The organism is Mycoplasma testudineum (assembly GCF_002245785.1).
In the GTDB taxonomy this organism is placed as follows: Bacteria; Bacillota_I; Bacilli_A; order Mycoplasmatales; family Metamycoplasmataceae; genus Mycoplasmopsis_B; species Mycoplasmopsis_B testudinea.
On record NZ_NNCE01000005.1, the window covers coordinates 68,634 to 89,904 of the forward strand.

22 protein-coding genes are annotated in these 21,271 nt (G+C 26.7%); 19 read left to right on the forward strand and 3 right to left on the reverse strand.

Features of this window, described 5'->3' with window-relative positions:
- The first annotated feature begins 325 nt into the window (after positions 1–325).
- The 9 genes from CG473_RS02770 to CG473_RS02810 all read left to right on the forward strand — a co-directional run bounded on the left by CG473_RS02770 (position 326) and on the right by CG473_RS02810 (position 7,533).
- Positions 326–1,150, forward strand: a complete 825-nt coding sequence (locus CG473_RS02770; protein ID WP_094254790.1) for a hypothetical protein — start codon at positions 326–328, stop codon at positions 1,148–1,150.
- The gene (locus tag CG473_RS02775) at positions 1,098–1,352 is read left to right on the forward strand and encodes a hypothetical protein (RefSeq protein WP_094254791.1); all 255 of its coding nucleotides are present in this window, start codon (positions 1,098–1,100) and stop codon (positions 1,350–1,352) included. Before CG473_RS02770 ends, CG473_RS02775 begins: the two co-directional genes overlap by 53 nt.
- Positions 1,353–1,628: 276 nt before the next feature.
- Positions 1,629–1,895, forward strand: a complete 267-nt coding sequence (locus CG473_RS02780; protein WP_133509984.1) for a hypothetical protein — start codon at positions 1,629–1,631, stop codon at positions 1,893–1,895.
- Between the two features lie 110 nt (positions 1,896–2,005).
- Positions 2,006–2,308, forward strand: coding sequence for a hypothetical protein (locus CG473_RS02785; RefSeq protein WP_133509985.1), 303 nt, complete (start codon positions 2,006–2,008; stop codon positions 2,306–2,308).
- Positions 2,309–2,548: 240 nt separating this feature from the next.
- A complete protein-coding gene (rpmG, locus tag CG473_RS02790) occupies positions 2,549–2,701 on the forward strand; it encodes a 50S ribosomal protein L33 (RefSeq protein ID WP_094254794.1) in 153 nt (50 codons plus the stop codon).
- Between the two features lie 41 nt (positions 2,702–2,742).
- On the forward strand, positions 2,743–3,783 hold the full coding sequence (locus tag CG473_RS02795; protein WP_094254795.1) for a M24 family metallopeptidase: 1,041 nt from the start codon (positions 2,743–2,745) through the stop codon (positions 3,781–3,783).
- Positions 3,783–4,343 (forward strand): elongation factor P, encoded by a 561-nt coding sequence (gene efp / locus CG473_RS02800; RefSeq protein ID WP_094254796.1) that lies wholly within the window; start codon positions 3,783–3,785, stop codon positions 4,341–4,343. Before CG473_RS02795 ends, efp begins: the two co-directional genes overlap by 1 nt.
- 17 nt (positions 4,344–4,360) lie before the next feature.
- Positions 4,361–6,232, forward strand: a complete 1,872-nt coding sequence (locus tag CG473_RS02805) for a transketolase (protein WP_094254797.1) — start codon at positions 4,361–4,363, stop codon at positions 6,230–6,232.
- 65 nt (positions 6,233–6,297) lie between these two features.
- Complete coding sequence (locus CG473_RS02810; protein ID WP_094254798.1) at positions 6,298–7,533, forward strand: Y-family DNA polymerase; 1,236 nt, start codon at positions 6,298–6,300, stop codon at positions 7,531–7,533.
- A gap of 45 nt (positions 7,534–7,578) precedes the next feature.
- Here CG473_RS02810 and CG473_RS02815 read toward each other — a convergent pair whose 3' ends face one another.
- From CG473_RS02815 to nadE, 3 genes are read right to left on the reverse strand one after another with little or no spacing between them, the layout of a single operon-like run.
- Positions 7,579–8,316: a PQ-loop domain-containing transporter gene (locus CG473_RS02815; RefSeq protein WP_094254799.1), complete on the reverse strand. Its 738-nt coding sequence runs from the start codon at positions 8,314–8,316 to the stop codon at positions 7,579–7,581.
- A 2-nt stretch (positions 8,317–8,318) separates the two neighbouring features.
- The gene (locus CG473_RS02820; protein WP_094254800.1) at positions 8,319–9,041 is read right to left on the reverse strand and encodes a YebC/PmpR family DNA-binding transcriptional regulator; all 723 of its coding nucleotides are present in this window, start codon (positions 9,039–9,041) and stop codon (positions 8,319–8,321) included.
- Complete coding sequence (gene nadE, locus CG473_RS02825; RefSeq protein WP_094254801.1) at positions 9,041–9,820, reverse strand: NAD(+) synthase; 780 nt, start codon at positions 9,818–9,820, stop codon at positions 9,041–9,043. The genes CG473_RS02820 and nadE overlap by 1 nt, the downstream gene beginning before the upstream one ends.
- Before the next feature lie 269 nt (positions 9,821–10,089).
- Here nadE and CG473_RS02830 point away from each other — a divergent pair, with 269 nt between their 5' ends.
- From CG473_RS02830 to CG473_RS02875, 10 genes are all read left to right on the forward strand, one after another.
- Positions 10,090–11,187, forward strand: coding sequence for a flavoprotein (locus tag CG473_RS02830; protein ID WP_166623198.1), 1,098 nt, complete (start codon positions 10,090–10,092; stop codon positions 11,185–11,187).
- Entirely contained in the window at positions 11,178–11,903 is a 726-nt protein-coding gene (locus CG473_RS02835; protein ID WP_094254803.1) for a type III pantothenate kinase, read from the forward strand. Before CG473_RS02830 ends, CG473_RS02835 begins: the two co-directional genes overlap by 10 nt.
- Positions 11,893–12,591 carry an ECF transporter S component gene (locus CG473_RS02840; RefSeq protein ID WP_094254804.1) on the forward strand — a complete coding sequence of 233 codons (699 nt, stop codon included), beginning with the start codon at positions 11,893–11,895 and terminating at the stop codon, positions 12,589–12,591. The genes CG473_RS02835 and CG473_RS02840 overlap by 11 nt, the downstream gene beginning before the upstream one ends.
- A 182-nt stretch (positions 12,592–12,773) precedes the next feature.
- Positions 12,774–14,201 (forward strand): MFS transporter, encoded by a 1,428-nt coding sequence (locus CG473_RS04255; protein ID WP_094254805.1) that lies wholly within the window; start codon positions 12,774–12,776, stop codon positions 14,199–14,201.
- Between the two features lie 9 nt (positions 14,202–14,210).
- On the forward strand, positions 14,211–15,023 hold the full coding sequence (locus tag CG473_RS02850) for an alpha/beta hydrolase (RefSeq protein ID WP_094254806.1): 813 nt from the start codon (positions 14,211–14,213) through the stop codon (positions 15,021–15,023).
- Positions 15,024–15,215: 192 nt separating this feature from the next.
- Positions 15,216–15,392, forward strand: a complete 177-nt coding sequence (gene rpmF, locus CG473_RS02855; RefSeq protein WP_094254807.1) for a 50S ribosomal protein L32 — start codon at positions 15,216–15,218, stop codon at positions 15,390–15,392.
- Positions 15,393–15,475: 83 nt separating this feature from the next.
- Entirely contained in the window at positions 15,476–16,078 is a 603-nt protein-coding gene (ruvA, locus tag CG473_RS02860) for a Holliday junction branch migration protein RuvA (RefSeq protein WP_094254808.1), read from the forward strand.
- Complete coding sequence (gene ruvB / locus CG473_RS02865; RefSeq protein ID WP_094254809.1) at positions 16,053–17,012, forward strand: Holliday junction branch migration DNA helicase RuvB; 960 nt, start codon at positions 16,053–16,055, stop codon at positions 17,010–17,012. Before ruvA ends, ruvB begins: the two co-directional genes overlap by 26 nt.
- A gap of 76 nt (positions 17,013–17,088) precedes the next feature.
- Positions 17,089–19,695, forward strand: a complete 2,607-nt coding sequence (gene secDF / locus CG473_RS02870; RefSeq protein ID WP_166623199.1) for a protein translocase subunit SecDF — start codon at positions 17,089–17,091, stop codon at positions 19,693–19,695.
- Positions 19,696–19,905: 210 nt separating this feature from the next.
- Positions 19,906–21,051, forward strand: coding sequence for an IS256 family transposase (locus CG473_RS02875; protein ID WP_094254811.1), 1,146 nt, complete (start codon positions 19,906–19,908; stop codon positions 21,049–21,051).
- The last annotated feature ends 220 nt before the right edge of the window (positions 21,052–21,271 follow it).

Sequence of the window (21,271 nt, forward strand, 5' to 3'; positions counted from 1 at the left end):
AGCATTTAATTTATAGATCAAGAACATAAAATAAATAGCGGTCCTTATCATTAAGGACCGTTTTAATTATGACAAAATATAACAACATAGCGGAATTGGCTATAAGAATAAATAGTGCAATGGTCTTGAAAACCAGATATTAAAAATTTTAATATCGTAAAATCAAAAACTTAACACCACATTTTCTTTACAATTAAATGTTACATAAAATCCAATTTTTAAGCAATTTAATTTTAAATAAATATTATTACAAAATTAAAAATGTGAATTTTCTATAATTTAGTAGAAAAAAATGGGATATATAAAATTGCATAAAGGATGTAAAATGAAAAAACATAAATTATTTTATTTATCTTTATTTTCTATTATCTCAACACTATCAATGTTTTCATGCAGTCCAGTTATTGTTGAATCACCAAAAGATAAAATTATTACTAAACCTGATGATTCAATAATTTATAAAATTAGTGAACAACAAAATAATGAAATTGCAAAACTAGCAAGTAAAAACTTTAGTTTAATTAAAAATATCAAGGCCAAAAGTAACGAAATGAAATTAAAAATATCATTAAATGCAGGCTACACAATGAATATCAAAGATGGAAAAGTAAAATTTGAAAAAAAAGATGTTCATAATTTTGATGGTCAAAATGAAAAAATGTATTTTTATGGATTTATAGACACTATATCAAATTTAGAACTCCTAAATGACATGAGTGAAACAAATTTTTCTAAATTGATTGAAAATAATTTAATTATTCAAAATTTAATCCCTAATTTCCCGGTTGATTCTTGATATATGTTCTCTTTACAAAACTTTCACAATGTTATTACTTCTTTTGAACAATTCAAAACTTATATGTCACTATTTCAAAATTTAAATGAATCTCAAAAAAGTGAATTCGGGACAGAAAAAAGTATCGAATACTTTAATGAACTCAAACGGGACATGGTAGATACAATTACTAATTTTAACGGTGTAAATGAATTATTTTTTAAAGAAAATTTTATTCTAATTTCAGCAATGAATGACAATGAGGCAATTGTAGATATAAAATTTGACCCTTTGAAGAATCAATTAAATTTGCAAAGGTTAGATGTCGAAAGAAATAAATTGGGAGAAATCAACTGAAAAAAAAACAGTTGATAAAAGTGAAATACGTTCAATCATAAACAAAAATATACAAGATGTTCCGCATGTTGTTCAATATCACTGACATAATCAAAAAGTAGTATTAACTATTTTAAATAAGGAAAAACTTGGTATATCAAGTGATGAAAATATAAAAATTAATGAAGAAACATTGAATGAATATGATAAACTGATAAATTTTTATTTAAATAAAGACTAATATTAGTAAATGTGAATTATAAGATGTTTGAATAAACTAAATGTAAATAAATTATATAGAAAAACTCACCTATCTACTTGAATCACAATAGATAATTTTCACCAAATTCATAAATGTTATAATTTTTTTGAGGTGAAATATGAATAAAAAATATATCTTATTAATTTTTTATAGTTTCTATTTTATTAGTCATTATAGGAAATTTAAAACAAACAATAATTGTATGAATAAAGAAAGCGACAACGTTAAAGAATTTTATTCTTATTCGTTCAACTAGTGAAAAAAATTTATAAGCATATACTTGGGATAGTTACAATTATGGCAATTGCTTTTACTGTTAGTTGTAGTTCTATTAGCGTTCCTGTCGTGAAAGAAACACAAACAACAAATAACATTGAGAATAGCAATAATATAGTTATTGATTTTTGAAGTTATAGTAAAAATAATTTGGTTTCTCGGTACAGTGTTTTCACTTACTCAAATTTTGATTATTTTCAAGTTTTAGACGGGTACGACTGAGAATCAAAACATGAAAAAATATAAATGAATTTTGAGAATTTAGAAAGAAAAATTTCACAACTTTTGATAATAAATTATTAATAATAAACACATCAGAAGAATATGATAATTGATTTGTAAAAAGCTTGGAATTAATGACAAAGGACTTCCGGCCAATTAGTTACATTGAAGAAACAATGAATTCTAATTTAAAAAACGTTGATTTCAGTAAGCAATCAATATTAATATTACCAACTTTAATAACTTCAACGAGTTCAATTTTTACTAATCCAGAACTAAATATTTCGTTTTATGAATCTGTGATGTTTAGTAGTAACAAAATTACTTTAAATATTATTACTCATGAATCTTCTCTGAAAATTGATTCAAATTTTAAAACAGATATGACTCCAATTTTTTCCAGAAATCAATTTATGATCATTCCAAGGATTCTGTAGAAAAAATTGATAAAGCAATTGACAATGTAGAAATTATTGTTAAAAAAATATAAAATAATTTGAATTTGTTTTATATGCGATAACAATATTAAGTTATTTATTTTCCGATTTTAATGATTTGCATATATCATAATATTCTTAGTAATTGAAGCATTCTAAGCTTCATTAACTACGTAAAAGCAACAATTTTATTTTAAAGAATAGGAATATAATGCTAAAATATTTTAAACAGGAGGATTTATGCCAAGAGACGGATTTACATTAGAATGTACTGAATGCAAAATGCAAAATTACATTTCAAAGAAAAATAAGAAAAACACTATTGACAAAGTCGAACTTAACAAACATTGCCCTAAATGTAATGATCATACTAAACACCGCGAGCGTAAATAATTTGCCACGCGGCGTTTTTAATTATTAGCTAAGGAGAACAAATGACAACTATTAAAGTAAAACAATTGATCAAATCACATAAAAATGTAGAAGCACTAATCAGTTTTGCTCCGCAAACAAGACTTTGATATGCTAATGTTGCAACTACGGATGGAATTTTAATTATTGAGCCAGATAATGCATACTTATTTGTAGATTCTAGATATATTGAATATGCAACTAAAAAATCAACTAATGTACAGGTGATTTTATTAGAAAAAAACAGCTTTAAAAAATTCTTAACCGAAAGAAAATATAAAGAAGTTTTAGTTGAAAAAGAATATTTACTGTTAGAACAAATGGAAATGTTACAGGCATATTTACCGAAAATAAAATTTAAATCTATTTCTGGTAAAAATTTAAGAATTAAAAAGACTAATGAAGAAATTGAACTAGTTAAAAAAGCAATTGAAATTTCACTACTTTCATACAATAAAGTAAGAAATCAATTGCAAGTTGGTCAAACTGAAAAAGAAGTAGCAGCACTTTTAGAATATGAAATGCAAAAAAACGGTGCTGAAAAAGAAAGTTTTGAATCAATTATAGCTTTTGGCCCTTCTGCAGCTGAACCGCATCATCATCCTACTGATCGTAAATTGAAAGATGGAGACATTGTAAAAATGGATTTTGGAGCTCAATATAATGGTTATGCTGCTGATATTACTAGAACATTTATGTTTGGAGATTCAAGTAAATTTGATCCAAAATTAGTTGAAATTATTAAAATAGTTGAAGAAGCAGCTTACAAAGGTATTGAATTAGTAAAGCCAGGTATTAGTACTAAAGAAGTAGATAAAGCTTGCCGTGATCATATTAAAAAAGCTGGTTATGAAAAACAATTTTTACATTCAACAGGTCACGGATTAGGAATTGATGTCCACGAAAGCCCAAATGTTAGCACAGCTAGTGAAACCATTTTAGAACCTGGAATGATAATAACAGTTGAACCTGGAATTTATATTCAGGATTTAGGTGGAGCACGTTTAGAAAATGATATTTTAGTAACTGAAGATGGTTACATTAATTTAAGCAAGGATATTTAATGATTGAAGTTAACAAATTTAAACCTGGAATTACTTTTGCAGATGGTGATGACATTTTTGTTGTTATTGAAGCTCAGCATTCAAAACAAGGTAGAGGTCAAGCATCAGTTAAAGCAAAAGTAAAAAATTTACGTACTGGTTCAACAACTATAAAAACTTACACCGGTGGAGATAGAGTTAATAAAGCTCATATTGAATTAAAAAATTACACATATTTATATAGTGACGGAAACGATATTTGATTAATGGATGAAGAAACTTATGAACAAAGAAACATCCCAATGTCAAGAGTTGAATATGAACTTAATTTCATTAAAGAAAATGATAAAGTGAAATTAAGAATGTTTGAAAGCGAACTTCTAGATATTGAAATTCCAGCTAAAGTTGCTTTAAAAGTTACTGAAGCTCCTGATGCAGTTAAAGGAAATACAACTACAAATCCGCAAAAAAAAGTTACAGTTGAAACTGGATTTGAACTTGAAGTTCCTATGTTTATTAAAGAAGGTGAAGTAATTATCATCTCAACTGAAACTGGTAAATATACTGGTAAATCAAACTAATTAAATTCGGAGACAAAATGCAAGATAAATATGCAATTAATACTTTAAAAATGAATGGTGTAGCAGCTGTTAACCAAGCAAACAGCGGTCATCCAGGGATTGTTCTTTCTGCAGCTACAATGTTGCACACTATTTTTACTAGACACATAAAATATGACCCATTAAACCCTAAATGAATTAATCGAGATCGTTTTATTCTTTCAGCTGGACATGGTTCTGCACTTTTATATGCCCAGTTAAGATTGATGGGTTTAATTAGTGAAAAAGATTTAAAAAATTTTAGACAAGCTAATTCACTTACACCAGGTCATCCTGAATATGGTCACACAACTGGTGTTGAAGCAACTACTGGACCATTAGGTCAAGGTCTTGCTATGGCTATTGGATTAGCAACTTCTGAAGCACACTTAAATGCTAAATTCCCTTCTGAAATTGATCATTATACTTACGCAATTGTAGGTGATGGAGATTTACAAGAAGGTGTAGCTTATGAAGCTATGTCATTTGCTGGACAACAAAAATTAAGTAAACTAATTGTTTTACATGATTCAAATGATATTCAACTTGATACTGCAGTTAATGTAATTAATACTGAAAGCATTAAAAAAAGAGTTGAAGCGCAAGGCTGAAATTATCAATTAGTAAAAACAAATACTGTTGAAGCTATTAGTGAAGCAATTACTAAAGCAAAAAGTCAGAGCGATAAACCTTCATTTATCGAAGTAAAAACAATCATTGGTGAAGGTAGTTCAAAACAAGGAACTACAGCAGTTCATGGCGCTCCTTTAGGAAATGACATTGAAGTATTAGCGCAAAAATTAGAATGAACAGAAGATGATTATTTTGCAGTTCCAAACATAGTTTTTCAATATTATGATCAATGAAAACATAATCAAAATAAACTATTTCAAGAATGAGATAAAAAGAAAAAAACTTCAAAATTTGATAAATTTATTAAATCTTGACTAGAAATGAATGTTAATTTAGGAATTGCACCTGATCAAGCTACTAGAAATTCAGTTGGCACAATTTTAACTAAATTAGCTAAAATTAATGACCAAATGATAGGTGGAAGTGCTGATTTATCTGTTTCTACAAAAGTTGCTGGTATAGATGGTGATTTTGGACCTGAAAACAGAAAAGGTAAAAACATTCTTTTTGGTGTTAGAGAAATGGCTATGGCTGCAATTGCAAATGGAATTGCTTTACATTCAAACTTAAAACCATTTGTTTCTACATTCTTAGTTTTTGCTGATTATTTAAAAGGCGCAATGCGTCTAAGCGCATTAATGAATTTACCAGTTTTATACATTTTTAGTCACGATTCAGTATTTGTTGGTGAAGACGGACCTACTCATCAACCAATAGAACAAATTGCTATGATGCGTGCTATGCCTAATATAACTTTATTTAGACCTGCAGATGAAAAAGAAGTACTTGGTTCATTTAAATGATATTTTGAAAATTCAAAACCAACAGTTATCGTAAGCAGTCGTCAGAATTTAAAAACACTAGAAAATACTGATATTGATAAAGTCGAATCAGGAGCATATTTACTTTTAAAAGGAAAAGATACATTAAAACACTGAACATTAATTGCCACTGGTAGTGAAACAGCTATGGCTTTTAACATTGCTAAAGAATTAGGATTAAGTTGTTATTCAGTACCTTCATATGATTTAGTTAAAAAACCTAATTGAGTTAAAGAATTTACAATTAGTATCGAAGCACAAAGTACATTTGGTTGAAATAGATTAGCTAATTATAGTATTGGAATTGATACATTTGGCACTTCAGCTCCAGGTGAACAAGCTTATCAAATGATGGCTATGGATCATGATTCAGTTAAATCAAAAATCTTTTCAATAATTTCAAAAGTTGAAAAATAATTTAAATATTACTTAAGCACTCTTAAAAAAGAGTGTTTTTATTTTTCGACTTTATAATTATTAATATGGACAAATCAAAAATAATATTTCACTTAGATATTGATTCATTTTTTGCTTCTGCAATTAGAACTATAAAACCTGAAACTAAAAATAAACCATTAGTAGTTGCTTCAGATAATCTTAGAGCAATAGTAGCAGCTGCTTCATATGAAGCTAAAAGATATGGTGTTAAAGTTGGTAAACCAGTATATCAAGCAAAACATAAATGCAAAGATCTAATTGTTGAAAAACCTGATTTTGCATTATTTAATAATTTAAGTACAGCAGTTTTTGATTATTTAGCTTTTAACTATCAAGTTGATTTACAAATTGTTTCAATTGATGAAGTATATTTTGATGTAACTAATTTAGTAAGCGGAAAAAATGAAGTTATGAAATTAGCTAAAAAGATGCAAGATGAAATTCTTGAAAATTTTGACTTGCCAATTTCAATAGGCATAGGTCACAATTTATTTAATGCTAAAATGTCAACTTCAATAAATAAACCTTTTGGTATTACAGTTACCAGACCAAATGATTTTGCTAAACAATTTCACCATATGGAAATTGAAGAATTTTATGGAATTGGAGCAAGCACTTCTAAATTATTAAGAACATTAGGAATTAATACAATTGGCGATTTTTGTAATAACAATTTAGACCAAAATTATTTAGATAAAACTCTAGGAATAAGATATCAACAATTATTAGCAAATTGCAATGGTACAAGCACTAATGTTGTGCAAGTTGCAAATAATGCATTTAAAGGAATTGGAAATAGTAAAACTTTTGATTATGATAAAGTTGGATTATTTGATTTAAATAAGCAACTAATAATTATGATTGAAAGATCATGAACAAGAATGCAAAAACGCGCATATTTACCTAAAATTGTTACTGTAATTATTAGAGATCAAAACAAAAAATGACATTCAATTCAACGTAAACAAATTGAACCAATTAAAACTATTGAAAAAGCTATTGATATAGCTAAAGATATGCTTATTGAAATATATGAAGATAATGACTATTTACGTGGTATAGGTGTGCGTTTTACTGATTTTGTTAATAAATTTAACTACACTGAAAATAACCTTTTATTTACCGAAAATACACATAATGAATCTAGTAGAATAATTAAATCAGTTAATCATGAATTAATGGGTAAACATTTATATTCACTACGTGAATTTAAAGAAAATAAAGTATTAAATAAAAATAAAGTTAGATTTTTAGAAGATGATTGAAACTATAAAAAATAAAAAAACTTTGCATTAAACAAAGTAAATTTATTTAGTTAATTTTAATTAGAATCAAATTATTTTTTTGCCTTTTACATCGCGGATTCAAAAACCAAATTGTAGTGCGGCAATAATTAGAGAAACAGATTGCAAAATTAAAGATAAAATTGATGTATTTTTAAATACAAAACTCATATTTCCATATAAACCAAGATCATATGCATGTATTCTTAAAACTCAAACGATAATTCAGAATGTGTTAAATAAAAATACATCTGCTACAAAAAAGAATGGTAATGAAAATAAATTTTTTTCCTTAATTCCTTTAATAGTTTGCGGTAAAAATGCTAAAGTTCCAATAAATGGAGCAAACATTGCTAATAAAGCCTGAATAACTTTAACGGCATTTGAATTTTGGTCAAGTAAACTATTTGCATCGACATAAAAATTAATTATATGAAGTAAACTAATAATGATAATTATTATCAAAATAAATAAAATCAATGCGTAATTTAATTTTCTTTTAAAATGACTCATTTCATTAGAATTTCAATATTTGATCATTACAAATAAAGTTGCAGAAAAAATTATACTACCAGCTAATTCAGCAAAAACTAATTGCGATAACCCTAGAAAAAATCCATATAAAGAAAACAATAAAAGAGATAAATTGAAAATCCAATATGATGACAAAGCTAAATTTTCTGCTTTTTTAACTTTGCTAATATAAACAAGTTGTGGTAAACCTACTACAACAATTAATATTGCGGCTATTCAACCAATGATTTCAATTGATAACAACATATTTAACCTAAATTATGATAAACAGTTTGAATATCATCATCGTCTTCTAATTTTTCAATAAAATTTAAGACTTTTTCGTTATCTTCTTCATCAAGTTCAACGTAAGTATTTGGAATATATGAAATTTCGGCACTTAAAAATTCTTCAAAACCATTTGATTGCTTAATTGAATCAAGAACATCTAGAAAATCAGACGGCGCTGTAGTAATTGAATAATATTCATCTTCAACTTGAATATCTTCTGCACCTGCTTCAATTGCATATGCTTCAATTTTTTCTTGATCAATTAATTTACGGTCAATTTCGATTAATCCCTTTTGATCAAAAACAAATGGAACAGCATTTTGCTTACCTAAATTCCCGTTTGCTCTATTAAAATAGCTTTTAATATTTGATGTTAGTCTATTTAAATTGTCTGTTAAACAAATAACTAAAATTTGAACACCTTTAGAAACAGTACCTGCATACATAGTTTCGATAAATGTTTCGCCATCTTTTTGACTTCCGCTACCTTTTGCAATAGCTTTTTCAATATTTGTTTTTGGCATTGAAGCTGATTTAGCTTTTGAAACTGCTAGTCTTAAAGCAGGATTTGAATCAACATCTGGTCCTCTTTGTGCTGCTACACTAATTTCTTTTGAAAGTTTTTGAAATATTTTCCCGCGTTTTGCATCTTGAGCACCTTTTCTATGTTTAATATTTGATCACTTTGAATGTCCAGCCATTATTTGCTCCTTAGTTTTAATATGAATTCTGGTAAATGATTTGGTTTTGGTATTGGTATACGTTTGTGTTCACTAATTTTATGCAAATGATTAATTCTTTCTTTTGCAGTTGCATCAATAGAATTATTTCTTAAAAAATCATCTACTTGATTATATGAAATTCCCATTTCGTCTTCATCTGTTTGATTTTCTCATAAACCTGCAGATGGCGCTTTATTGATAATTGAATCAGTAACTCCATAATATTTTGATAACTGTCTAACTTCTGATTTTGTCAATCTTACTATAGGTAATAAATCAGCTGCCCCATCACCATATTTTGTAAAATAACCTAAATATGCTTCATCTAAATTATCAGTTCCTAATACTAGTAAATCTAATTCTTGAGCTTTAGCATATAAAGTTAGCATTCTGAGTCTTGGTTTGATATTTGCAATTGCTAACTTATTACTTAAATTAAGCTTTTTTTCAATAGTTTCAAAAGAATCAAGTAAATTAATATATTCATGGTTTAAATTAAGTTGTTTTACTAACTCGTTTATATCTTTTTCATCTTCAAGTCTAGGATTAATCATCATAGAAATCGTGTGACAATTTTTCCCAAAAACCTTGTTAGATATAGCAGCAACTAGTGCTGAATCAATACCGCCAGATAGACCGACAATTACACCTTTTTTATTAGATTGTTTTACTTGATCTTTTAATCATGTTTCAACATATTCTCCATATTCAATTAACTCGTTTAATGTTAGAATAGGTTCAATTTTATCAAATATCATTATTCAATTTTACACGATATTTAATTATCAACTTATGAAAAAGCATAATTGCAAAAATCTAATTAAAAAATATTTTTTTGTTTATTTTAGTAAATCAAAAATGACAAATTTTCATATGAAATAAATCTATTTATTTTAAATTTGAGTGTTGATTAATATGCTTACAATTACAAATATTTAAAATAATGTTTTTAAAAAAGTTTTATAATAATCTTGTTTTAAATGACACAGCAATGGTTGTGTTAAACGATAAATGTATCGAGGTTAATATGGCAAATATAGTTATTTATTCTACAAGTAGTGTAGCTGTGATGAAAACACAATTACTCGTAGATTTACTTGAAAAAAAGGGTCACAAAACTACAGTTTTAGTAAGTAATAATGTTGAAGAAAATGTTATTGATTCAAATTTAATTCCTTATCAATTGAATCGCAAAATTTCAATTGATAAAAATAATAAAAATTATCCAGCAGAACATATTTCTTTAGCAAAAGAAACAGATTTAGTTATAGTTGCACCTGCTTCTTTAAATTTGTTAAGTAAATTTAATTACGGAATTAGTGATGAAATTAATTTGAGTTTTTTACTTGCTTTTAATGGTCCTATTATTTTAGCTCCAGCGATGAATGATTCGATGTGAAAATCTGCTATTGACAGAAACATTGTTGATAGTTTGAAAAAATTACCAAACGTTTTTATAGTTGGTCCAGAAATAGGAATGCTTTACGAAGGATATTCAGCAATTGGTCGAATGTCTGAAGTAAGTGAAATTGAAAAAATTGCTTCTAATATTTTGAATAAAAAATCTCATCCAAAAATTTTAATCAGTTACGGTGCAAGTAAAGTTTATATTGATAAAGTAAGATACATTACAAACGGAGCAACAGGAACTTTGGCACGTAAAATTGAATCTGCTTTTAGAAAAGAAGGAATTGTTCCAGATTTAATTAATGTTGAAAATTACAATAATGAAGCCATTGCCAAAATAGCAGCCGGCTATGATATTTACATTGCTAGTGCCGCAATAGCTAATTATAAAACTAATGTTTTAAACTATAAATTAAGTACTGATGCTGACTGGCATTTAAAATTAACGCGCGATATAGATGTTATTAAAACAGCAACAAATGAAAATCCAGGATTGAAAGTATTTGCATTTAAATATGATTTAGATATACAAAAAGCACATAAAAAAATTCATGACAATCCTAATATTAAGGCGATCCTTTACAACAAAATTGGTTCAATGGGAAATGTCTTAGTTGATGGAGCTTTAATTAATCATTTTAAAACTGTAAATTTTACCCAAAAAACAAAAGATGAAATTGCAACCATGATTGTTAATGAGGTATTAACATGAATTTAAATTTATATATCGACGTTGGTAATACCAATGTTAAATTTGCAATATTCAAAGATGATAAAATTAAAGTTGCTAAATTAAAAACAAATCTTTTAGACTCGCACACTACTATTTTTAATTTTATTAAAACATATTTTGGTTTATCCAATTTTGAATATTTAATTATTTCTTCTGTAGTACCTAGTTACGATATCTTATTAAAAGAATTAAATCAAGAACATTTTAATTCTAAGATGATTTTTTTAAATTCTTCTTCAAAAATGAATCTTGAAATTTCTCCAAAAGCTAAAGATACAATCGGCGCAGACATTTTAGCTAATGCAATTTATGCTGCACGTAATTTTGAAAAAGCCATTGTAGTTTCTCTAGGAACTGCAACAGTAATTTCATATATAAATAATTCTAAATTAATAGGAACAAGTATCAGTCCTGGTTTTTATACTTCATTTAAAAATTTGACTAAAAATGCAGCTAAATTGTCACAAGTTAGTTTATCGGATAAAGATATTATATACGGCCAAAATACTCAAGAAGCATTATCAATTGGCTTTATAAAAGGTTTTAGTTATTTAATTAAAGGGATAGCAAATGAAATGGATAAAAGTGCTCCAATTTTATTAACTGGCGGTGATTCTATGTTTTTTAAAAACAATTTCCCTAGTGCAATTTTTGTAGATAATATGGTCTTAGAAGGACTAAAAATTTATTATGAAAAGTAGTTTGAAAAATTTAAGTTTAAAATTTATTTACTTTAAAAAATGAATTATCCAAAATGTATTTAAATTAGACCCGGACAAATACGAATCTAAAAGTAGAAAAATTCATAGATTATCATTATTAACTATTTACATATCATTAATATTTTTATTATCTTTTATACCTAATACAGGATACATTCAAGTCTTTATTTTTAATATAACAATTTTGCCTGTTTTTATGGTGATTGCCGCTGTTCATTTAGGTTGATCAGGTGGTTCAATTATAGGTTTAACAATAGGTATAGGTTCTTTTTTAAGAGCTTATATTTACGGAGATGCAACAAACATGTTTTATTTTCCAGATATATCAATATTACCTAGATTTTTAACTGGTTTTATTTTAGGCGGATTAATAAGTAAAATAATTCCAGTAATTAAAAAACAAAATATACGAACAATTGCTTTTATTATTTTTGCAATATTAGCTCCATTATTAAACACAATGTTTGTGACATCACTTATATATTTACATAATAGTATTTGACCATTTCCATTTATGAATGGAAGGTCATTAATTGTTTGACTTGGACTAATTTATATTAATTTTATTGTCGAAATAAGTGTAGCATTTGCGATAGCAGTTTTATTTGTTTCGGCAGCTTTTCAATTAGGAAAACGCTACGAAAATACAATTACAATATTAAATTAAACTCTTCTCTTTCTTCTATTTTAGTGTTCCTAACTATTTAAATTGAAACTAAAAAATTACTTGCTAAACTAAGTAAATGTCTTTTAAAAACCAATAAAATGTGGAAAATTGGCTTTTTGATAATAAATTTATTTATAACAATGAGATAATTATTACAGGAAAGAAAAAGAGGAGAGTTAATCATGTCTTTAAAATTAAAGTCGCTTTTTTCAAGCGTATTAAATCGTATTGGTAAAAGGGGAATTTGAGCCATAATAATTTTAGCTGCTGCAAATATATTCATTTATGCAATTCCGTATTATGGTAAATATATTATTCCAAGTTTATGAGAGCCATTTCACATAACTGAATCAGATTTAGATCAATTAACTGTAATTGTAGGAGCATTAACTTTAGTGATGCAATTACCCGGAGGTTGATTAGCCGATAAAGTAAAAAGCAAAACGCTAATTATTAGTTCATTAGTTATTGTAGCTGCTACAACAATTTGGTTCGCAGTTATTGTAATAACAGGAAGTTACATAAATGTAAATGGTAATTTAGTTACTGATCAAAATTTAATGATTCAGTATTATATTATTTTTGCAATTTGAGGTGCTGCAGCAGCTTTAGGTTTTTGAGCTCCGATGTGAAAATTAGTAACTCAGCAAGCTAAAAAAGAAGATCAAGGATTAGCATATGGAATTCAAGGTACATCAATTGGAATTATTGGATTATTACTTTTCTTTTTAATTGGTTTTATACTTACAACCATAATTGGAATTCAATTAGGTTTTGCTGTTTTTAGTTTTGTTATTGCTGGTTACTTATTTATTTGTGCAGTATTAATTTATTTTATTGTTCCTGAAAAAACAAATTTAGAAAAATTTGGAATTGATTTTAAAATAATTGGACAAGCTTTAAAAGAACCTAGAATTTGATTGGATAGTTTCTTCATTATGGGTATGTACATGTTCCAATCTGTATTTGCATATTACTTTTTAAATTATTTAAAAAATGTAGTTTCAAATCAACTTGCTTGAAGTGCTATTATTGTAACTTTATTAGCTGGTTTTAGAACATATATTTTAGGTTTTTTAATAAGTGCACCTGTAGGATTTTTTGTTGATCGAGCAAAAAGTTATGTGCGATTATTACTCATAATTATGGGTATATCTATATTAGTCAGCACATTATTTATCTTCTTGCCAGGATTCCAAGAATTTAATACTTTACCATATGGATACAGATATTTTCTAGGTATATTTTTTGTACTTATCTATCTTGTAGTTGGTTCACTAAATTGGGTAATGATCACACTTAGATATGCAACAATTGGTGAAATCCCAACACCTAAAAAATCTTATTCATCAGTTAATGCTTTAATTTCAGTTATAGCATTTAGTCCTGATGCTTGACTATTTCAAATTAATCCAGTTGTAGGTAGAGCTTATACAGTAGAAGGATCAACAAATACTTCTCAACTAGGATATACAATAATTTTGGCTATCGGAATAGCAGTAGCATTTTTTGGTTGATTATGTGGTCTTGCATTACATATTTGAAATACAAAAGAGCTTAAAAAACTTGGTAAAACAGATTATCGCTGAAGAGAATTACAGAATATTTAAGGAGTATATATGTGATATATCGAACAAATAACAGTAGGTAAATTTAAAGCAAATTATTATCTTGAAGATACCGGCAAGGCTAAAGTACTTTTTATTCATGGAATTACTTCATCTATTAATTCTTTTTCGCCTCTATTTAATATAAAAAGAGACTATGATATGGTTGCTGTAGAACTTCCTTATCATGGAAATACATATCCTTTAGATGAGTCAAAATTAAATGATTCATATGACATTATAAAAGGGGCAAAATTTGTTGTTGATTTTATTGATGCTTTAAAAGTAAAAATCGATTTAGTAGTAGGTCATTCAATGGGTGCTCTAGCAGCATTAAAGGTTTTAGATTCAAATCGAGCAAATAAAGGCTTATTATTAAGTCCTTTGCATTATGTAAAAGTTAGTCAAGAAGAAGAAAAAACTTACCGAAGGTGAATTCTTGCCCCTACATTAAAAGATGCAGAAGATGCAGCGATTTCGCTTAGATATAAAAGTAGATTAATAACAAGATTTTTTATTTCAAAATTCAAAGTAATCAACAATACTTATGCAATTTTTTTAGCAAGACATTTTGCTAAAACAGTTGATAAATTATTTACCTACGAAGATGCAGATTATTTAAAACAACTATATAAGAATAATAGTGAAAAATTCGAAATGATGTCTGGTAAAGAAGATCCGTTAACTACAACTAGAGCTTTGTCAAAAGTCGCAACAGACAATTCAATAAAATTTACTATATTACCAAAAAGTAGTCACGATATAGTTTTTGATAAAACTTCAAAAGTAAATTTAAAAATTGAAGAACTATTGAAAATTAACTAATATTTAATAAAAATTAACAAATAACTTAGCTATTTTTAAGCATTTATTTGTTTTTTATGACCAATTCATTTCTTCGTTTTTGAACTTATAAATATATATATAATTTATTTTTAAAAAAACAAAAAAATGATAAAATTAAAAAACATTAAGCATTTGTTGCTTATGAAAATTAATAATTTACTAGGAGAAATCATGGCAATAGTACCAAAGCGTAAAACTTCTAAGCAACGAAGAAACAAAAGAAGAACTCATGATGCTTTATCTGTTTCTACAACTGTAGAATGTAATAATTGTGCAAAACAAATCGAACCTCATAAAATTTGTAAATTCTGTGGGTTTTATAAAGGCACAAAATACTTAGAAGTTTAAAAATTATCTTGCCCGTCAAGATTTTTTTTATGCGTTTTTTCAAATAAGGACTAAAAATTGCATATATAGGTGGAGGAAATTATATGTTAATTTATAAATTAGGAAAAGTTGTCCACCACAATAGTGAATACATTTTATTTGAATCACATTCAAGTGGATACAATATCAAAGTCAATAATGCAGAAAGCTACGCTATTGATTCTACACTTAAACTTTATGTGTATGAACACAAAAATGAATATAGCAACTCATTATATGGCTTTAAATCTTTTAAGGAAAGAATATTTTTTGAAGATTTGATGAAAATAAATGGGATTGGCCCTAGAACGGCAATGTCATTATTAAAAAATGGTTGAGAAGAACTGGCGCATTTATTAGTAACAAGCAATGTTGAAGCACTTTCGGCATATCCATATGTAGGTAAAAAGGCTGCAAATCAAATAATTTTTGAATTGCAAAGTAAATGGTCAAGGTTAATGGAAAGTGATAAATTTAAAGTTGATGCTACTAAAATTATCGAAAAAAATTCTAAACTAGAAGATCTTGAAAAAACCTTAAAAGTTTTAGGTTATAAAAGCAAGCAAATAAAATTTGCAATTGATCATAATGTTGAAGACTATAATCTTGAAACAATGGTAGAACAGGCAATTATTAATATTAGTGAAGCCCCACAATTCAAAAATTAGACCCGTAGCATTTTCAGAATACATTGGCCAAGAAAGTATTAAAAATACTTTGCAAGTTATGATTGGCGCTAGTCAAATTCGAAATAGCCCTTTACCGCACATTCTTTTGCATGGTCGTGCCGGTACAGGAAAAACCACTTTGGCAAGTTTAATTGCTAATGAAGCAAATCTAGAAATAAAATATACGCAAGGTTCGATGTTTGAGAAAAAAAGTGACTTACTTAATATTTTCACGAACTTACCTGAAAATTGTATTTTATTCATTGATGAAATTCATTCAATTAATAAATCGGTAGAAGAACTTCTTTACACTTTAATGGAAGATTTTGCTATAGATGTAGTTTTAGGTGTAGAACAAAATTCAAAAATTGTTAGAATGAAAGTTAGGCCTTTTACTTTAATTGGAGCAACAACTTTACTGCAAGCAATTTCAAAACCGTTAAAAGATAGATTTGGTTATATTTCAAGAATAAAACCATATACAGTATTTCACATTGAACAAATTTTGGAAAACAGTGCTAAAAAATTAAATATTTTAATAGACAATTACAGTTGCAAATTGATAGCTTCAAATAGCAAAAATACACCAAGAATTGCTAACCATTTATTACAGAGAGTTAGTGACTTTTCAGTTTACAATGACGAAATAATCAATGTTCATCTAACAGTAAAAGCCTTAGAAAATTTAGGCATATATGAATACGGACTAGATGAAGATCAAATTCAATATCTAAAAGTATTTAATAACAGATTTAAAAACCAAAATTTATCAATAGATCTAATTAGCGGGATCATGAATATGAATAAAGACCTACTAATAAATGAAATTGAACCACTATTAATTGAACAAAAACTAATTCAAAAAAGCTCATTTGGTAGAAAATTAACCTTAAAGGGAAAGGAATATTTAGAAAAAAATAACTTCAATAATTAATCAAGCTCGCTTGGTTTTTTATTAATGAGAAACTTTAGTCTACTTTATAATAAAATAATGTTTATTAATGGAGCATATGTTGAATAAAATTAAACAATTTTTTAAATGAAGTAACCCAAAAAGATTTTTTATATTATTGGGAGGTTTTTTAGCTGCAATTTTATCTATTGTTTTAGGTTCGACTCTTTATTTAAATAATAATACAAATCTATCAAATGAGTATGGAAACGGTGCAAGAATAGTTGCTAAAGTTACCGATAAAAATCAAAATGTAGTTGATGATGCAACTTTGGAACGTGCTACTCAAAACTTAACCAACCAATTAAGTGGTGGTTCAGGAATAAATGGAATAAATATCAATTTAAATGGAAACGGTATATTTGAAGCAACAAGTTCAGAAGTATCGAGTGATTCTGAACTTGAAAAGTTTTCTCAAGATGTTTCACAGCAAGCAAATTTTATAGTTACAGACATAAATGGAAAGCCCTTATTTTTTGACGGCGCTTTTAATCAAAATACAACAATAGATTATCAAAACCCAAGTTCAATTGAATGAAATAGATATCAAGTTCCTATTTCTCCTGAAGGAGCAAGTGTTGTTTTAGCAAATAATGGTAGTTCAAATTTAGTTGTTAAATTAGCTGATAGTAATGCGCAGCAGCAGTGAGCTTTAATGACTTTTAATATGTCACAAAACACTACAAGTTCTGCAATAGTATTTTGATACAATCTAGAAGAATTTGTAAATATTGCTAATCAAAATCAAAATAATTCTGATTGAAATAATGCTAAATTCAATCCTGTAAATTTTGCATATGTAAATAATAGTCCAACAACTACACAAACTGGAACAGATAATCAAAATACAACTTTAAATAATAATTTAAAAACAGAATCAATTAAAGCAAATGACTATCTTATATTTTTTAATAACACAACAACATTACAAAACACTGAGTCATTCACAATTCCAATTGAAGCAAATAATGCTATAGCAAGAAATTACTCATTTAAAATTAATTCAACAGCTGTAGATTATGATATTACTGTATTAGCTTCTTATTTTATTCAGCCATTAAATGGAGTAAACACATTCTTTAAAGTTCAATTAGCTTTTGCAATTGCCTTTGCATTAATTGCTTTATTTTTGGTTATAACTTATGGAATATTTGGATTAATAGGAGCTTTTGGTTTAGCATTATTCAGTTTCTTAAACATCCTATTTTTCACTCTATTAGGTGGTGAATGAAGTCCTGCTGTCGTTGCAGGTTCAATAATTGGTTTCAGTTTTATTTTAGATGCATTAATTTATTATCTAGACCAAATAAGGAAGCAAGTCAGGCGCGGAGAAACTGTTATTAAAGCTATTAAATCGGTTTCAAAAAATTCTTATGTAAATTTAGTAGATTCAAGCATTATCGCAATTATCGTTGGAACTATATTTTTCTACTTTGGATTTAGAGAATTAAAAACATTTTCACTAGGATTCATAATTTCTATTTTTACAAATTTAATAATTATGATTTTTGTAATTCATTTTTTTGTAATGATTTCAATTTCATTATTTAACATTGAAAATAAATTAGCTTTAATTGGAATTAGAAAAAAATCAATGTCAAATTTAGAAAACAAATTTATTTCTAATTTAGATTTTGTTAAACAATCAAAATTTGTAAATATTGGAATAGTAATTTTTATCGTTATTTCATTAATTGTATTTTCATCATTAGCAGGAGCAAATCAAAGTGCTTTATCCGGTATTGAAACATCAATTGATTTTAGTGGCGGTTCATTAGTTACAATATCAAGGGATTCTAATTCACAATTGTTATTATCAAACGAAACAGCTACACAGTTAAAAAATGCCCTAGAGCAAAATACTCTTTTGGATAATGCAACGATAGCAATTTACCCAAGTCAGAATAATGCTTTAAATAATGTTTTGGAAATAAAAACTAGTGTTCAATTAAGTAGTTCAGAAATTAATTCATTACAAGATATAGTTAAAAATATTACAGGTGAAAATACATTAACTACGTATTCATTCAATGCTAATATTATTTCTTCTTTAGAAGCAAAATCACAAACAATAGCTGCTTCAATTGCTTTTGCAATTGTGTTGGCATTTGCAGGAATTTATTCTTTAATTAGATTTAGATATGCATATTCAATTTCTTTATTGATTGGGATTTTAATTCAAATTATAATCATGATATCTGTCTTTGTTATAACTAGATTGCCAATAGATAAATACTTTTTAATTGCTATTCTTGCTGGTTTATTTTATTCAACATTAAATAAATTTGCTATTGCAAATAGAATAAAACAAATCACCTATAAAGAATTTCATAATACTCAATTTGATTATTTAATAATTAAGCAAATTGTAAATAGAAGTATTAGAGAAAACATAGTAAGAAATTTATATTTGAATTTAGCAATGATCATAATTTCGCTAGTATTTTTAGCCTTTTTTGGAACAGTCAATATTTCATTAATAATAGGTTTAATTCTTGTTGTTGTTACAACATTTATAAGTACTAACTTTGTAACTCTTATAGTATATATAAAACTAGAAGCATTTAGACATAAACGTTCTCGAGTTCGTGAATCAAGAAATTTCTGAGCAAGTGGTAAAGTAGAAGAACAGATTTTTGTTGGATTTAATGATTACAAACAATAAAATTTTTAAATATTAAATGAACTAACACTTTTGAGGCAGTAAAAAACTCCACATGATAAATTTAACATCTGTGGAGTTTTTTACTGCCATTTATCTTTTATTTGTTTAAATAATGTTTGATTAGACTTGAATAATATAATTGTTCTTCATTAACTTTTATATGGGAGCTAACAAAAATTAACGGTCTTAGCAGAAAGGACCGTTTTTATTATGAAAAAAATGGAAAGCAATTTGATCGAATTAGTCGATAAAAAGAAATTGTGAAAACACATGCAAAATTTCCTGAAGCAAAAATATGTAGAAGAATTGGAAAATTATATTGAAAAAGAAATATCTAACAATTTAGGAATTTACATAGTGAGAGATGGCAAAAAGAAAATCAAACACTATTCAATATTTGGAGAAGTAGACATTAATTTATCTAGAATAAAAAGAAACGACACAAATATACAGATTGAAAAAATTTTAGAATCTACTTCAAAATTTATTAGAGATTTCATAATTAGGCTTCGCTTAGTTGGTGGACTTTCTTACATGAAAATCCAAGAAATTGTTGAGGACACATATAATATAAAATTCTCTAATTCAAAAATAGAAATGATTTGTAATGAAATTTTAAAAACAGCAGAAGAATGACAAAACCGACAAATCAAAGAGCACTATAAGTTTGCTCACATAGATGGTTTTAATGTCAAATTATTTAACTACAAAACAAACGAATATGAATTAGCTGTAGTTTATTTAATCACCGCAATAGATGAAAATGGCTATAAAGAAATACTAAATTTTCATATTGAAAAAAGTGAAAATAATTCGGGCTGAAAGCACCTTTTTGATAAACTAAAAAACAATGGATTGAAAACAATTGATTTAATAATATGTGATGATAGAAAAGGATTAACAAAACTTATTTTTGAGGAATTTCCTAATTCAAAAGTTCAAAAATGTTATTTGCACTTTATTAGAGTAACTGAAAAATATCTACCCAAGGAAATTAGAAAAAGTTACCGTGAAGATTGTTTAACAATAATGAATTTAAGCACATATGAAGAAGCTTTAAATTTTTTAACATCTTCTTTAGAAAAATATAGAAAATATAATAGTGAAATAGTATTTAAAAATACTTTAAATGCATTTCCTGAAATTGCGAATATATTTGATTATTCACCAAGAACCAGAAAAGAAATTTATTCAAATAATTTAGCTGAGTCAATCTTTTCAAATCTAAGAACTATGTATAGTTCAAAAACAAATTTTAGATCAATTGATGCTATAAAAAAAATGGTTTACAGTGTAATATTCAATACAACTAGACATTGAAACAAACGAGTTTCAAACTGAAAAGAAAGGAAATAAAAAGCGCCCTTAAAGGGTCACAACACCCAGGCGCTTGTTCAACACGAACATATGAATAATAACCAAAAAACAACTGAAATCTCAAAAAAATCTATAAATTTTCCTAAAAAATCAAGAAAGATTAATGAAAATAACTTATTTCGCCATATTAAAATTAAACATGGTAAGGAAGTTTATAAACTTAATTCTTATTTATCAAGTATTCCTAATTCACAAGTTG